The organism is Pseudomonas fluorescens (assembly GCF_001648775.1).
GTDB lineage: Bacteria > Pseudomonadota > Gammaproteobacteria > Pseudomonadales > Pseudomonadaceae > Aquipseudomonas > Aquipseudomonas fluorescens_M.
In genome coordinates, this window is sequence record NZ_LVEJ01000010.1 from 342,416 (window position 1) to 356,631 (window position 14,216).

A 14,216-nucleotide genomic window follows, 5' to 3' on the forward strand; every position below is an offset into this window, starting at 1 on the left:
TCCGGTCAGCCTGAAACAACCGAGCTGGCGTAACGACAAAAGCTCTTGATCGAGGCCCGCTCTGGCGGGCCTCTTGGTCCCCACGTCAAAGTGTGGTGATCTGCCCATTGCGATCCAGTTCATACACCTTATTCCCCTGCAATTTCTCCTTCAGCCACCGCTCCGCTTTACCCAGCGGCCGTTGCCGCGCCCAGAGCAAATCCACACCAATCTGCCAGTCGGTATGCGGATACGCCGAAAGCTGCAGTTCCACCAGCTCACCCTTGGCCAGTTCACGCTGCACAAGTTGACGGGGCAGGGTGGCCCAGCCGAGCCCGGCACGGACCATTTCCAATAACGCCAGATAGCTTTCCGCTTGCCACAACTGGGTCGAGCGCAGGTATTCGCTGCTTGGCAGTTTGCTTGCGTGGGCGCTGAAGGCCAGGCGGCGATGGACGTGCAGGTCGTCGAAGGTGACGTTATCGAGTTGCGCCAGTGGATGATCGGGATGGCAGACGTGGAGCATGATCAGTTTGCCCAGTTGCTGGAACGCCAGTTCCTTGGGGTAACCGGGCTGTGAGAACGCCACACCGAGTACCGCTTCACCGCTGCTGACCAGTTCGCTAACGTCGCCATACACCGGATGACGGATGATCAGGTCGACAAAGGGGAACGCGGCTTCGAAGGCTTTGAGCACCGGCATGATCGGGCCGTACGGCGTTTCAATCGCCAGTGTCAGGCTAGGTTCGACGTGTTCCGAAAGGCAGTCAGCGTGAGCTTCGAAGGTCATGCAGCGTTCGAGCACGGCCTCGGCCTGCACCAGCAATTTGTGGCCGCTGGCGGTGAGGGCAGGGCTGCGGTTGCTGCGGTCGAACAGGTCGACCCCAAGGTCGATTTCGAGGTTGGCAATCGCCGCGCTGATGGTCGATTGGGTCTTGCCCAGTTGGCGCCCGGCGGCGGAAAACGATCCGCTTTTGACCACTTGGACGAACATCAACAGTTGATCGAGTGAGAAGCGCAAGCGGTGAACTCCCGGATCGAAAATGAGGGTTTGCAGCGGCTAACGAACGCCTGATTGTGCCATCGAAAAAAGCGATGGTTGCTAATTTGTTTCATCGTAATAAACGTTCAACTATGGCCCCGCGTCAAACGATCTCCGGGGCGGATCTGACTTTCAACGCCCCTGAGCATGCCTGCGATCTCATCAGATGTTGCACCTTCAGGAGCGTGTGAAATGACCCCACAACGCATTCATCCGGTGGACGAGGTTTTGCCACTGCGACAGTTGTTCACGTTTGGCTTGCAGCATGTGCTGGTGATGTACGCGGGAGCGGTGGCGGTGCCGCTGATTCTTGGCAGTGCGATGGGGCTGACCTCGGCGCAGGTGGTGTTGCTGATCAACGCCAACCTGTTGACCTCGGGTGTGGCGACGCTGATTCAAACCCTCGGCTTCTGGAAATTCGGCGCGCGGCTGCCGCTGATTCAGGGCTGCTCGTTCATTGCCTTGGCGCCGATGATCATGATCGGCAAGGAATTCGGTCTCAGTCAGATTTTCGGTGCAGTGATCGCCGCCGGCTTTATCACCATTGCCTTGGCGCCGGTGTTCAGCCGCTTGCTGCGCTTTTTTCCGCCGGTGGTGATCGGCAGTCTGATCACCATCATCGGCATCTCGCTGATGCCGGCGGCGGCGATCTGGCTGGGCGGCGGCAATCCCGACTCGGCGGATTTCGGCAATCCGGCCAACCTTTTGCTGGGCCTGGCCACGGTCAGCGTGACGTTGGTGATCTACGCCAAATGCAAGGGTTTCCTCGGCAACCTCAGCGTGCTCATTGGTCTGTTCGTCGGCAGCCTGATCGCTGCGGCTTGCGGCATGACTCACTTCAATCGGGTCAGCGAAGCCGCGTGGTTTGAGCTGAGTGCGCCGATGGCCTTCGGCGCGCCGGAATTCGCGCCGGTGCCGATTCTGATCATGACCCTGGCGATGCTGGTGATCATGGCCGAGACCACCGGCAACTGCCTGGCGATTGGCAAACTGACCGGCAAACCGACCACGCAACAGACCCTCGGCAACGCGTTCCGCGCCGACGGTTTGTCGACCATGCTCGGGGGCTTGTTCAACAGTTTTCCTTACAACGCCTTCACCCAAAACACTGGTTTGATTGCGCTCTCGAACGTGAAAAGCCGCTTCGTGGTGGCCGCTGCCGGGGCAATCATGGTGCTGATGGGCTTGTTCCCGAAACTCGGCGCGTTGATCGCGGCAGTGCCGACGCCGGTGCTCGGTGGCTGCGCGATCGTCATGTTTGGCATGACCACGGTGGCGGGGATTCAGGAACTGTCACGGGTGCAATTCGAAGGGACGCGCAACGGCATCATCGTCGCGGTTTCGGTAAGTGTCGGCGTGCTGCCGATGTCCTTTCCGGCGCTGTTCGAACACGTCGGCCCGACTCTGAAACTGGTGCTCGACAGCGGGATCTTCCTCGGCGCGATCACCGCCATTGTCCTCAACATCCTGCTCAACAACGATAAAAAATCGACCGAAACCATCGGCGCTGAACTGGCCGACTGACTTTTTGTTTTCCACTGCCCAGGAGTTACCCATGAATCAATTCACTCAGCTCATCCCGGCTGGCGTCAGCGAGCTTGATCTGACCTTGCTGCGCCAAACCATTGCCTTGTCCGAGGCATCGAAACAGCGCGGTCGCCATCCGTTCGCGGCATTGGTGGCCGACCGCAACGGCAAGGTGATTGTCGAAGCGGGGAATAACTCGATGCCGCCGGAGGGCGATCCGACTCAGCACGCGGAGTTGGTGGCGGCCGCAGCGGCGGCAAAACTGCTGTCGCCGCAAGAGCTGGAACTGTGCACGCTGTACACCAGCGCCGAACCTTGCTGCATGTGCGCCGGCGCGGTGTATTGGACCGGGATCGGGCGGGTAGTTTATGCCTTGTCGGAGCATGCGTTGCTGGGATTGACCGGCGACCATCCGGAGAACCCGACGTTCTCGCTGCCATGCCGCGAGGTGTTCGCCAAGGGGCAGCGCAAGGTCAGGGTTTTGGGGCCGATGCTAGAGGGGGAGGCGGCTGAGCCGCATAAAGGGTTTTGGCGTTAAATGAATCGACGCTAGCGCTCAGGAGAGGGGATTGCCCAGTCAGTTCCGCTGGTTGATTCCTGAGTCTGCTGGCGGTTGTCACCGTTGTATGCGTCCTATAGCCGTCGCAATGAGGCACTTGTACGATGTCCTATCACAAGGTATTACTACGTCTCCCACAAAAAAAACAAAACCACGGAGATCGCTACATGGACTCATCCCTGTCCGCCAAGCCTGAAAGCCTCGCCCGAGCGCAAGGCAACACCCGCCGCAGCTTCCTGAAAAAATCCCTCGCCGTTTCCGCCACACTCGCCACCGTCGGCAGCGTCGCACTGCCCCGATTCTCCGAGGCCGCTGAACCCTTGAGTCAGCGCTACCCGGATCCACTGATTCACATCCTCGACGACAGCTTCCTTGAACTGCGTATTTTCAACGCCAGTGTTGAAAAACTTGCCACCGGTATGCGCTGGGCCGAGGGGCCGGTCTGGGTCGGTGATGGCCGCTATTTGCTGGTCAGCGACATCCCCAACAATCGCATCATGCGCTGGGACGAAATCACCGACACTTTCAGCGTGTACCGCGAACACTCCAACTTCTCCAACGGCATGTGCCGGGATCGCCAAGGGCGTCTGATCGTCTGCGAAGGCTCCACCACCACCAGCGAAGGCCGCCGCATCACGCGCACCGAAGCCAATGGCACGATCACCGTGCTGGCCGACAGCTTCGACGGCAAGCCTTTCAACTCGCCTAACGACATCGTCTGCAAAAGTGACGGATCGATCTGGTTCAGCGACCCGCCATTCCAGACCGGCAACAACTACGAAGGCCACAAAATCACCCCGAGCCAACCTCACGCCGTGTACCGCATCGACGGCGAAAGCAAAAAAGTCACGCGGGTCATCGACGACCTCAACGGCCCCAACGGCCTGTGCTTTTCGCCCGATGAAAAAACGCTGTACGTCGTTGAAGGTCGGGCCAAGCCCAATCGGCTGATCTGGGCGATTGCCGTAAAGGACGACGGCACACTGGGCGAACGTCGCAAGCACATCGAAGGGCTGGAGTATGCTGCGATCGACGGCATCAAATGCGACGAAGCAGGCAACCTGTGGTGCGGCTGGGGCGGCAATGGGGATCCCAAGGCTGACCTGGAAAAACTCGACGGCGTGCGCATTTTCAATCCGCAGGGCAAGGCCATCGGGCACATTTCTCTGCCGGAGCGCTGCCCGAACCTGTGCTTTGGGGGGCGCGAAGGGAATCGGCTGTTCATGGCCAGCAGTCACTCGATCTACTCACTGTTTGTGAATACTCGCGGGACTACGTTTGCGCTGTAAATCCGACGTACACCTCGCGATAGTTTCGTGAGTATCGAAACAGTAGCCTGCAGCGCATCCGAGGACGCGCTGCATTTTCGGCTGTTTAATGAAGCCCTACGGTTTGGATACGCCCGGCACGTCCATATTGATCTTGCGCCAGAACGCTTCAGAAAAGCTGTAAACCGAGAAGGCAATCAACCCCAGGGCCATCAACATCAAAATCAGCCAACCCGCGGGAAGATTCTGCAGCGCATCGAGCGCTTCTTTCAGACCCGGTGGATCCACGGCTTGATAGGTGGAACCGCTGATTGCCAGGAGCAATGCAATTTCTATAAACACCACTCCGCGAGCGATCAGACCAAACCGGGATACCGGGCGGACGTAGCGCATAACATCTTCGTCGGCCTCAAAATACTTTTCGAACGTCGCTTTCCAGCCCTTGATGAGGTGAGCAATGCCGACACCCAGCGGAACGACAGCGATCACATACACCAACACATTCGAGTATTCCCACGACAAGAGATGCGCCAGCCAATCTTTGGTTTGCCCACCGGTATTGCCCGAGCTTTTGATGCCGCTCAAGAGCAGGCCCAATGCAAAAAACGCCAGAGCCCCGTTGACCAGACCGCCTGCCAACAGGCCGGCGCGAATCACCAGTCCTTTGAGTTGTTTGCCGTGATGATCGACATCACGCGTCGCTTGCAAGACACGCCAGGCCGCAAAAGCGAGCAGACCTGCCACCACCAGTCCGACTAAAAAATAGCCGAATGGCTGGCCTAGCAAAGCTTCCAGACTCTTGTGGCTGTCTTTGGGTCTGGTCGAATCCCGGGCGGCGAGCAATGCGAAAATACCGATGATCAGATACAGCACTCCCCGAGCGGCGTAGCCTCCCCGAGCAAGTATGACGAGGCTGTGTTGTGCGGACATGAGGTGTATTCCTGAAGGGGCGTAGGAGAGCAGACCCTTCTTGCCAGGAGGGGTTCTATTTCGCCTTCCTGGCACTCAAACGTTGGTTATCTGCGGCAGGCAGAGGAGGGCTTACTCAACCATCACCTCATCCAGTGCCTGCTCCAGCAGGCTGACCGTGCGCTCGATATTCTGCAGCTTCTCCAGCCCGAACAGGCCGAGGCGGAAGGTCTGGAAGTCGGCCGGTTCGTCGCATTGCAGTGGCACGCCGGCAGCGATCTGCAGGCCGTGCTGGGCAAATTTCTTGCCGTTCTTGATATCGGCATCATCGGTGTAGCTCACCACGACGCCGGGTGCCTGAAAGCCCGCAGCGGCCACGCTTTTGATGCCTTTGCCGGTCAACAACGCACGCACCCGATCACCCAGCGCCTGTTGTTCATCGCGAACCTTGTCGAATCCGTACGCTTGCGTCTCTTTCATCACGTCGTTGAACCGCGCGAGGGAATCGCTGGGCATCGTCGCGTGATAGGCATGTCCGCCCTGTTCGTAGGCCTGCATGATTTGCAGCCACTTTTTCAGGTCGCAGGCGAAGCTGCTGCTTTGCGTTTGTTCGATGCGTGCAAGCGCCGCATTACTGAACATCACCAGGGCGCAGCAAGGGGAGGCGCTCCAGCCTTTCTGTGGGGCGCTGATCAGCAGGTCGACGGCGCATTTGTGCATATCCACCCAAATGGTGCCGGAGGCGATGCAGTCCAGCACGAACAGCCCTCCCACCGCATGCACGGCGTCGCCGACGGCCCGCAGGTACTCATCGGGCAGGAGAATTCCGGATGAAGTTTCAACGTGGGGCGCGAAGACCACCTGCGGTTTTTGCGCCGCGATGGCGGCCAGCACTTCGTCCAGAGGTGGCGGGGCGTAGGCTGCCTGGCGCCCGGTCTCGATTGGCCGGGCTTTGAGCACTGTGGTGGCCGCCGGGATGTTGCCCATCTCAAGGATCTGGCTCCAGCGATAACTGAACCAGCCGTTGCGTATCACCAGGCATTGCTGGCCGGTGGCGAATTGCCGCGCCACCGCCTCCATGCCGTAAGTGCCACTGCCCGGAACCACCGCTACCGCCTCAGCGTTGTAGACCTGTTTCAGGGTCGTGGAAATGTTCTTCATCACACCTTGAAAGGATTGCGACATGTGGTTCAGCGAGCGGTCGGTGTAGACCACGGAATACTCGACCAATCCCTCGGGATCGATGCTCGGATAGAGCTTGGACATGGTGACTCCTTTGGCAGAGGGCTAAACATCATTGGCAAGCAAGTGTAGGCAAAGGGCAGGGATCAGCTCATTGATTTGCGCAAATGAGGTTAGAGTACTCAGCAATGTCTCAATCGTTGCGTGAACCATGAAGCTGCCGCTGTTTATTTCTCTGGATGGGCCCAAGGGCACCGGCAAAACCACATTGCTGGAGGCCGTTACCGCTGCGCTGCGGGCGGACAAGCACAAAGTCATCCGGCTGTGCGAGAGAAAAAGCGATCCGTACCGCGGCGAAACCATGGCCCTCGTCAACCAACTCGCCAGACATCCTTCCCGGGATCTGGAGTGGGCGGTGTGTCAGCGCCTTGCGGATAGCCGAAGCTGGATTTCCCGGCAGGTGCTGCCCAAACAGCCGTTGGACAGCATCATTCTGATCGACCGCTGGTATCCGTCGGATGCCGCATTTCGCCATAGCGTGCCGTTTGCCGAGATTCTGCAGTTGAACATCGAGCGAGGCGTGCGCGTGCCGGATCTGCATGTCGGCGTCGTCACCACACCGGATATTTCATGGGCGCGGGCAACGGCCCGATCACGAGGCCTGGGCGGCACGGTGATCCAGAAACACGCCGAGCACGTCGTGTGCAGCGAGATGTTCGAGCAGGCGGTTGCCGATCACGGCTGGGTGCTGTGCCGTAATGAAGGAACCATCGAAGCCGCAACAACTCAGGTGGTTGCAGAGATCTATAAAGTGCTTGGCTGAGTGTCGAAGGGTGGCGCAAACCTCACCGAGCTTCACAGTGTGGTGAAGGCTCGCCGCTCAACGCATCCACCATCGGCGGATGCTCCTGCACCGCCTGACGCAAGTCTTCGGTCACCCGCAGTTCCGCACCTGTCGGCGAGAACGTTGCTGCAGCCGCAAACGGCGCGGGATTGGCCGGAACCGGGCGTTTGCCACGGCGCCACAGGAAGAAGGTGACCATGCACAGATTGACCAGCGCAAACACCCAGAACAAACCATTGGCACCGAACGAGTTCATCACCGGCGAGATCATCATCGGACTGAGCGCCGAACCCAGAGAGTTGATCAACAGCAAGCCCTGAATCATCGGCACCAACGCTTCGGCCGGGGCACGGTCAGCAGCATGGCTTACGGCTACGGGGTAAAGCGCAAACACTCCGCCGCCTAGCAGAAACAACATCGCCGCTAGCATCGACGTGGACAACGGCAGCAATACGATCACCAGCGATAGCACGGTGCACGCCACCGTCAGAATGGTCAGTACCTGCAAGCGATCCTTGCGATCGGACCAGCGCCCGACCGGGTATTGCAGGAGCATCGCGCCGAGGATCGTCCAGGCCATCATGCTGCCGACCTCACCGACATTCAGCCCGCTGCGCTGCAGATACAACGGCAGCAACGTGTAAATCGCCGCGATGGTGACGCCCGAGCCGAAACAGCCGACCAGCCCGGTCGGCGTCACGCCCAGCAGTTGCCGTGGCTTGAGCGGCTCAACCTGATCGAGCAATGGCGACACTCGCGGCAGGATCACAATCGGCAGCACCGACAACGAAGCGAGCATGCCGGCGACCATAAACGGTGCACTGTCGCTCAACCCGGTGATTTTCCCCAGCGTTGCCTGCCCCAGCACACCGGCGCCGTACAAGACGATCATGTACAACGCGAGCAAGCGCCCGCGAATCTTTGCGTCGCCCGCCAGCAACAGCCAGCTCTCGATCACCAGAAACACGCCGACCGTGGCCCAGCCATTGATCAGGCGCAGCGCGAACCAACCCCAAGTGTCATAGAACAATCCCTGCAGCAGAATGGTCACGGCGATCAACGAGGCAAAGCTGCCGTAGGCGCGGATATGGCCGATGCGCAGAATCAGGCGGTCATTGAATACGGCGCCCAGGGTCAGACCGATGAAGTAAGCCGATGAAACGATGCCGATCATCGTGGTCGACGCACCGGCAGCGTCGAGTCGAAGGGTGGTCAGCGAAGACAGAAAACCGTTGCCCAGCGCAACAATGAAAAGCCCGAGCAGGGGCGCCAGCGCCATGGCCAGCAAACGCGGAGACATAAAAACCTCTAGAAATCGAACAGCGCCACGTGCGCCTCTGCGCATGCGATTGCCAAGCCGGGGTGTGTGGTGCGGGCGCCCGCCAGACGGGCAGGGCGGTTGTATACGTTTCGGTCACCAGATCCGGCGACTGCAAGAGCGCGCGGATTCTAAGGCTTGTGCAGGATTTGCCAATAGCTGTTGACTGCGACGCTTGGACGCAGGCAAACAAAGGCAGAGATATAACGACAAGCTTTCAGTCATCCGCTTTTCTTCAGACATTTTGAACCTAACCCCAAATCAGCCGCTCAACCGGGAAATGTTCGGGGTGGGCGAAATGAACGCGTTCAAGAATCAACTGACATTCGCACAAGAAACCAAATTACTCGCTTTGGCTGCCTGGCAACGTGCACTGGAAAATCTTGAGTTACGCATGGACTGCCCAGACGCCTATCACGATGAACTGCTGCGCCAGTCGGATGAAATGGATCGCTTGGGCATACTCAGCTGGGACGAGTGGCGCGACCTGCGAAGAGAAGCAGACGTTGCGTACCTGCGCGCAGTCGCTGGAGACGATTACCATTGAGGTCATGTACGGTCGTTATGCGGATCCGCTGAAAAGATCGAATCAACGAAACAGGCGGTTGCCATGCCCGAACCGTTGACCTCATCAGCCGCACCAGCTCGCTCCTGGTTCGCTCGATTCTCAGAGTCTGGATGGGGCGGGCGCGTCTTCTGGTCGATTCTGATCGGCGTGACAGTCTTTCTGCTGATTAGCGGCTATGGCGCCTTCGTCGGGGCCAACAAACAGAATCTGTACTTCGCCTTTATCGGTGGCATGACCGGCTTCGCTGCCACGGCAATGGGCGCTGTCGTAGCGATCGCGTTGCGAGACATCGCCGCCCGAACCCAAGACATCATGCTCGGCTTCGCCGCCGGAATGATGCTGGCGGCCAGTTCGTTTTCGCTCATTCTGCCTGGCATAGAAGCGGCTCAGGCGCTCTGCGGTAACCCGTTGCTCGCAGCCTGCGTCGTCGTTGCAGGATTGGGATTGGGCGTTGCGCTGATGGTCGGCCTTGATTGTTTCGTCCCTCACGAACACGAGAAAAGCGGACGCCGGGGGCCGGACGCGCAGCGCATCAATCGTGTCTGGTTGTTCGTGCTGGCAATCACACTGCATAACCTGCCGGAAGGCATGGCCATTGGCGTGAGCTTCGCCAACGGCGATATGAAGGTGGGACTGCCACTGACGACTGCCATCGCCATTCAAGACATTCCCGAAGGTCTGGCTGTTGCCCTGGCATTACGCGTAACCGGCATCTGCGCACTGCGCGCAGCGCTGATTGCGGTGGGTTCGGGGTTGATGGAGCCGATTGGCGCCGTTGTCGGACTGGGTATTTCCAGCAGCTTTGCGTTGGGATATCCCATTGCGCTCGGTTTGGCAGCCGGGGCGATGATTTTTGTGGTGTCCCATGAGGTCATTCCCGAGACTCATCGCAACGGTCATGAGACCCCGGCCACCTTGGGACTGATGCTCGGCTTTGGGGTGATGATGTTTCTCGATACTGCTTTGGGTTAATCACGCACCTGACCACTGGAGAGAACCCCTCACGCACTGACTTTAACCTCAGCATTGACCACTGATTTATGATAAGTCAGCAAAACGATGCCCATGACCACAATCACCCCGCCGACAATCTGTCCTCTACTGAGCATTTGGTCCAGCACGATCCAGCCCATCAGCAGCGTTGCCAACGGCTCGATGTTCATGACCGGCGCATTGCGCGGCATGTCGAGTCGAGGTACCGAAATGAACAGGACGATAAAACCTGTGCCGTACAGCACCACCAAAGTGGCGAGGGCCAGCCATCCGGTCGAGGTGGCGGGCAGGTTCAATCCGCCGGGAAGGGCGCCCGTCAGTCCTGCCAGGTTGACGCTGCTGAACACGATGAAAATGGTTAGCAAACTGCGCACCGAGCCGCGTACCTGAGACAGTTTGTGGTCGGTGATCCACAGCGCGCAGGCGAACACGCTGGCGGCGCAGAACGCGAGCGCGACGCCGGTCAGCCATTGCGCACTGACGTCTGTCGTGGTCGAGAGACGCCCGGGGACGTCCAGCACAAACACCAGGCCCAGCAGAATCAACCCCATTAACGTCGCAGTGCGTGCGCTCGGTCGCTGGCCACCCAGCGCCCAAGTGAGCAATGCCAGCAGAATAGGGAATACGTTCGCCACCAGCAGGGCCAGCGCCACCGGCACCCGCGCGACAGCGGAATACAGACACAGACTCTGCGCAGTGATCAGCAGCCCCAGCAACAGTTGCCAGCGCCAGGCACCCGCCGGCAAGCGCGGGCTTTGTCTTTGCCACAGCACCAGGATGGCGAGCACCAGCAAGGTCCCGCCGGAACGCATCAAAATCGCCAGCAGCACACCCGCACCGTCGTCAAATGCGACTCGCGCCGCCACATGATTGCCGGCAAACGCACAGCCCATGCACAACAGAATGATCACCGCCAGATAACGGGGGTAGGGTGGCGGAACGGTTTGCGTAGCGGTAGGGCGAGGCATGGCAGATCTCAGGATTGTTAGCCGTTCGAACGACTTGGTTTTATTAGGTTGTCGTACAACTAACCGGTTTGTACCGTATCCGACGGCGATGGGCAAGAACCCCATACAGCGTAAACACGGGGCTGCAGCACTCTACGCCTGACCTTTAGTGCCTTGAGAAAAAATAGAGATCGTATGACTTTGTGCAGCGAGACAAATCAGGTCTGGCCAGTTACGGAGGGGCGAAACCCCCTCCGTCACGGCTCAACGGCGCCCGGTCCGCGTACTCACATCCACCCAAACCGCCAACACCAAAATGCTGCCCTTGACGATCATCTGCCAATAGCTGTCGACATCAAGCATCGACATGCCGTTGTCGAGGCTGGTGATGACCAGCGCGCCGAGGAGGGCGCCGTACACCGTGCCGGAGCCGCCGCGCATGGAGGTACCGCCGATAAAGCACGCGGCGATGGCGTCGAGCTCACCCATGCTACCGGCCGAAGGCGAACCGGCAGCCAGGCGCGCGGTGTTGACCACGCCGGCGAGGGCGCACATGACGCCCATGATCCCGAAGATCCACAGCTTCACCGCCTGCACATTGATGCCGGACAGGCGCGTCGCTTCCATATTGCTGCCCACAGCGTAGACACGGCGACCGAACACGGTCTGGCTGGTCACGTAGCTGAACACACCCAGCAGAATCAGCAGCAACAACACCGGCACGGGAATGCCGTCGTAGCTGTTGAGCGTCTGTACGAAGCCGGCAAGCACGGCACCGATCACCAACACGCGGATGATGTCACGCACTAACGAGTGCGCCGCGAGGCCATGAAGAGCACGATTACGCCGTTGTTTCCAGGTGAGGAACACGGTCAGCGCGAACAACAAAATGCCCAGGCCAGTGCCAATTGCATGGGGCAGGTAACCCTGGCCAATGTAGACGAGCTCCGGCGATACCGGCGCGATGGTCGTGCCGCCGGTAATTCCCAGCAAAATCCCGCGAAAAGCCAGCATGCCGCCCAGACCGACGATGAAGGAGGGTATGCGCAGGTAAGCCGCCATGTAGCCATTGGCGAGGCCAATCATCAGGCCACACAGGGCGACCAGACTGAGGTTGGCCAACAGCGGGATGTGATAGACCACATCAAGAATGGCCGCGAGGCCACCGAGCAGGCCGAGCAACGAGCCAACCGACAAATCGATCTCGCCGCTGATGATCACCAGCACCATGCCGCAGGCGAGAATGCCGGTAATCGACATCTGCCGCAGCAGATTGGAGAGGTTGCGCGGGGTCAGGAATCCGCCCTCGGTCTGCCAGCTGAAGAACAGCCAGATCAGCACCACGGCAAACACCAGCGCGAGCATTTTGTAGCGGGTGAACAGTTGTTTGACCTGATTCATTTACACGGATTTCCGATCATTATTGTTATGGCTGCCAGGCGGGGTGAGGGCGGCGGCGAGTACCTGTTCCTGGGTGAGTTCATGGTTGATGAAGTCGCCACGCAACTGACCTTCGCCAATCACCAGCACGCGATCGGAAACACCCAGCACTTCGGCCAACTCCGACGAGACCATGATGATCGACACACCGGCAGCGGCCAGTGCGCCCATCAATTTGTAGATTTCGTATTTGGCGCCGACGTCCACGCCTCGGGTCGGCTCATCGAGAATCAGTACCCGGGGTTTGGCCAACAGCATCTTCGCCAGCACGGCTTTTTGTTGATTGCCCCCCGACAGGCTGGTGATCGGCAGGAACGGGCTGGCGGTCTTGAGGTGCAGCCGTGAGATTTCCCGGTCGATGCAGCCCAGTTCGGCTTCGGCATCGATGCGGGTCAGCTTCGAATAGTTGTCCAGCACGGCGAGGGTGATGTTCTGGCCGACGCCCAAGTCTGGAATGATCCCTTGGCGCTTGCGGTCCTCGGGCACCAGGCACAGGCCGGCACGGATGGACTTGAGCGGCGTGCGCGTGTCGATGGGTTGCCCGTCCAGCCAGACTTCACCCTCGTGGCGGCCGGGGTAAGCGCCGTACAGCGCGGTCACCAGTTCGGTACGGCCGGCGCCGACCAGCCCGGCGATGCCGAGGATCTCGCCGCGCTTGAGCACGAAGGAAACATCGTCGACTCGTCTGCGCTTGGGGTTGTCGACGTCGTAGCAGGTGATGTGGCGGGCCTCGAAAATCACTTCGCCAATGTCGTGTGGCTCGCTGGGGTAGAGGTTGCTCATTTCCCGTCCGACCATCTGCGTAATGATCTGCGCAATGTCCATGTCGGCCATGGCGGTGGTAGCGATGTGTTTGCCGTCGCGGATCACCGAAATGGTGTCGCACACGGCGGCCACTTCATCGAGCTTGTGCGAGATGTAGACGCAGGCAACGCCTTTGGCTTTGAGGTCGCGAATGATGTCCAGCAACACCTCGATTTCCGAACGGCTCAAGGCCGAGGAGGGCTCGTCGAGGATCAGCAGGCGGGCCTTTTTGTTCAGGGCCTTGGCGATCTCCACCAGTTGCTGATAGCCGCCGCCGTACTGCGAAACCGGCAGTGAAACGTTCATGTCCGGGACTTTCAGTTCGCGCATCAGCGCTTCGGCGCGGTGAATCATCGCCGGGTAATTCATGCGCCCGCCGGGCAGCGTCAGTTCATGGCCCATGAAAATGTTTTCGGCCACCGACAGGTCGGGCACCAGCGTCAGTTCCTGGTGAATGATGACGATACCGGCGGCTTCCGTTTCGCTGATCGATTGCGCCCTGAGCGGTTGTCCGTCCCAGAGGATTTCACCGTCCCAGGTGCCGTGGGGGTAAACCGCCGAAAGGATCTTCACCAGGGTGGATTTGCCAGCGCCATTCTCGCCGCACAGGCCAACGCACTCGCCCGGTTTGACCTTGATGTCGATGCCGTTCAGCGCTTTGACACCGCCGAAGGTTTTGACGATGCCGTTCATTTGCAGCAGATAGTCGGACATGGAGAGGGCTCGTATTCCAAAGACTCACACACCACTGAACCTGGGTGGGAGCGAGCTTGCTCGCGAAAGCGGTGGTTCAGCTGGCATCGATGCTGAATGTGCTGCCGTCTTGGCGAGCAAGC

The 14,216-nt window shown here is 59.5% G+C and carries 13 protein-coding genes; 6 read left to right on the forward strand and 7 right to left on the reverse strand.

Features of this window, described 5'->3' with window-relative positions; all coding sequences use genetic code 11:
- Positions 1-85: 85 nt before the first annotated feature.
- Positions 86-1,000 carry a LysR family transcriptional regulator gene (locus A8O26_RS11610; RefSeq protein WP_064118112.1) on the reverse strand — a complete coding sequence of 305 codons (915 nt, stop codon included), beginning with the start codon at positions 998-1,000 and terminating at the stop codon, positions 86-88.
- Positions 1,001-1,213: 213 nt separating this feature from the next.
- Between A8O26_RS11610 and A8O26_RS11615 the strand changes: the two genes are divergently transcribed.
- From A8O26_RS11615 to A8O26_RS11625, 3 genes are all read left to right on the forward strand, one after another.
- Entirely contained in the window at positions 1,214-2,545 is a 1,332-nt protein-coding gene (locus tag A8O26_RS11615; protein ID WP_064118113.1) for a nucleobase:cation symporter-2 family protein, read from the forward strand.
- Between the two features lie 31 nt (positions 2,546-2,576).
- On the forward strand, positions 2,577-3,086 hold the full coding sequence (locus A8O26_RS11620; protein WP_064118114.1) for a nucleoside deaminase: 510 nt from the start codon (positions 2,577-2,579) through the stop codon (positions 3,084-3,086).
- A gap of 188 nt (positions 3,087-3,274) precedes the next feature.
- Positions 3,275-4,396, forward strand: a complete 1,122-nt coding sequence (locus tag A8O26_RS11625; protein WP_064118115.1) for an SMP-30/gluconolactonase/LRE family protein — start codon at positions 3,275-3,277, stop codon at positions 4,394-4,396.
- A 96-nt stretch (positions 4,397-4,492) separates the two neighbouring features.
- On the opposite strand, the gene A8O26_RS11630 is transcribed toward A8O26_RS11625, so the two are convergent.
- Both A8O26_RS11630 and A8O26_RS11635 read right to left on the reverse strand, forming a co-directional pair.
- Positions 4,493-5,305, reverse strand: coding sequence for a DUF1206 domain-containing protein (locus A8O26_RS11630; protein WP_064118116.1), 813 nt, complete (start codon positions 5,303-5,305; stop codon positions 4,493-4,495).
- A gap of 111 nt (positions 5,306-5,416) precedes the next feature.
- A complete protein-coding gene (locus A8O26_RS11635; RefSeq protein ID WP_064118117.1) occupies positions 5,417-6,550 on the reverse strand; it encodes an aminotransferase class V-fold PLP-dependent enzyme in 1,134 nt (377 codons plus the stop codon).
- Positions 6,551-6,677: 127 nt separating this feature from the next.
- Here A8O26_RS11635 and A8O26_RS11640 point away from each other — a divergent pair, with 127 nt between their 5' ends.
- Positions 6,678-7,289, forward strand: a complete 612-nt coding sequence (locus tag A8O26_RS11640; protein ID WP_064118118.1) for a dTMP kinase — start codon at positions 6,678-6,680, stop codon at positions 7,287-7,289.
- A 22-nt stretch (positions 7,290-7,311) separates the two neighbouring features.
- Here A8O26_RS11640 and A8O26_RS11645 read toward each other — a convergent pair whose 3' ends face one another.
- Positions 7,312-8,655 carry an MFS transporter gene (locus A8O26_RS11645; protein WP_367600744.1) on the reverse strand — a complete coding sequence of 448 codons (1,344 nt, stop codon included), beginning with the start codon at positions 8,653-8,655 and terminating at the stop codon, positions 7,312-7,314.
- A gap of 253 nt (positions 8,656-8,908) precedes the next feature.
- On the opposite strand from A8O26_RS11645, the gene A8O26_RS11650 reads away from it, so the two are divergent.
- Together A8O26_RS11650 and A8O26_RS11655 are read left to right on the forward strand one after the other, a co-directional pair.
- Entirely contained in the window at positions 8,909-9,175 is a 267-nt protein-coding gene (locus tag A8O26_RS11650) for a hypothetical protein (protein WP_064118372.1), read from the forward strand.
- A 63-nt stretch (positions 9,176-9,238) separates the two neighbouring features.
- Entirely contained in the window at positions 9,239-10,168 is a 930-nt protein-coding gene (locus tag A8O26_RS11655) for a ZIP family metal transporter (protein WP_064118120.1), read from the forward strand.
- A gap of 29 nt (positions 10,169-10,197) precedes the next feature.
- Here the strand turns inward: A8O26_RS11655 and A8O26_RS11660 are convergent, their stop codons facing one another.
- The 3 genes from A8O26_RS11660 to xylG all read right to left on the reverse strand — a co-directional run bounded on the left by A8O26_RS11660 (position 10,198) and on the right by xylG (position 14,094).
- The gene (locus tag A8O26_RS11660) at positions 10,198-11,157 is read right to left on the reverse strand and encodes an EamA family transporter (RefSeq protein WP_064118121.1); all 960 of its coding nucleotides are present in this window, start codon (positions 11,155-11,157) and stop codon (positions 10,198-10,200) included.
- A 243-nt stretch (positions 11,158-11,400) separates the two neighbouring features.
- Positions 11,401-12,537: a sugar ABC transporter permease gene (locus A8O26_RS11665; protein WP_064118122.1), complete on the reverse strand. Its 1,137-nt coding sequence runs from the start codon at positions 12,535-12,537 to the stop codon at positions 11,401-11,403.
- On the reverse strand, positions 12,538-14,094 hold the full coding sequence (xylG, locus tag A8O26_RS11670; protein WP_064118123.1) for a D-xylose ABC transporter ATP-binding protein: 1,557 nt from the start codon (positions 14,092-14,094) through the stop codon (positions 12,538-12,540). It abuts the gene before it with no gap.
- Positions 14,095-14,216 lie beyond the last annotated feature (122 nt).

Bases quoted from the DNA above. Each gene is read 5' to 3' on its own strand.
- A8O26_RS11620 (WP_064118114.1), top strand. From the start codon at position 2,577: ATGAATCAATTCACTCAGCTCATCCCGGCTGGCGTCAGCGAGCTTGAT.
- A8O26_RS11630 (WP_064118116.1), bottom strand. From the start codon at position 5,305: ATGTCCGCACAACACAGCCTCGTCATACTTGCTCGGGGAGGCTACGCC.
- A8O26_RS11650 (WP_064118372.1), top strand. From the start codon at position 8,909: ATGTTCGGGGTGGGCGAAATGAACGCGTTCAAGAATCAACTGACATTC.
- A8O26_RS11660 (WP_064118121.1), bottom strand. From the start codon at position 11,157: ATGCCTCGCCCTACCGCTACGCAAACCGTTCCGCCACCCTACCCCCGT.
- A8O26_RS11645 (WP_367600744.1), bottom strand. From the start codon at position 8,655: ATGCGCAGAGGCGCACGTGGCGCTGTTCGATTTCTAGAGGTTTTTATG.
- A8O26_RS11615 (WP_064118113.1), top strand. From the start codon at position 1,214: ATGACCCCACAACGCATTCATCCGGTGGACGAGGTTTTGCCACTGCGA.
- xylG (WP_064118123.1), bottom strand. From the start codon at position 14,094: ATGTCCGACTATCTGCTGCAAATGAACGGCATCGTCAAAACCTTCGGC.
- A8O26_RS11665 (WP_064118122.1), bottom strand. From the start codon at position 12,537: ATGAATCAGGTCAAACAACTGTTCACCCGCTACAAAATGCTCGCGCTG.
- A8O26_RS11625 (WP_064118115.1), top strand. From the start codon at position 3,275: ATGGACTCATCCCTGTCCGCCAAGCCTGAAAGCCTCGCCCGAGCGCAA.
- A8O26_RS11640 (WP_064118118.1), top strand. From the start codon at position 6,678: ATGAAGCTGCCGCTGTTTATTTCTCTGGATGGGCCCAAGGGCACCGGC.
- A8O26_RS11655 (WP_064118120.1), top strand. From the start codon at position 9,239: ATGCCCGAACCGTTGACCTCATCAGCCGCACCAGCTCGCTCCTGGTTC.
- A8O26_RS11635 (WP_064118117.1), bottom strand. From the start codon at position 6,550: ATGTCCAAGCTCTATCCGAGCATCGATCCCGAGGGATTGGTCGAGTAT.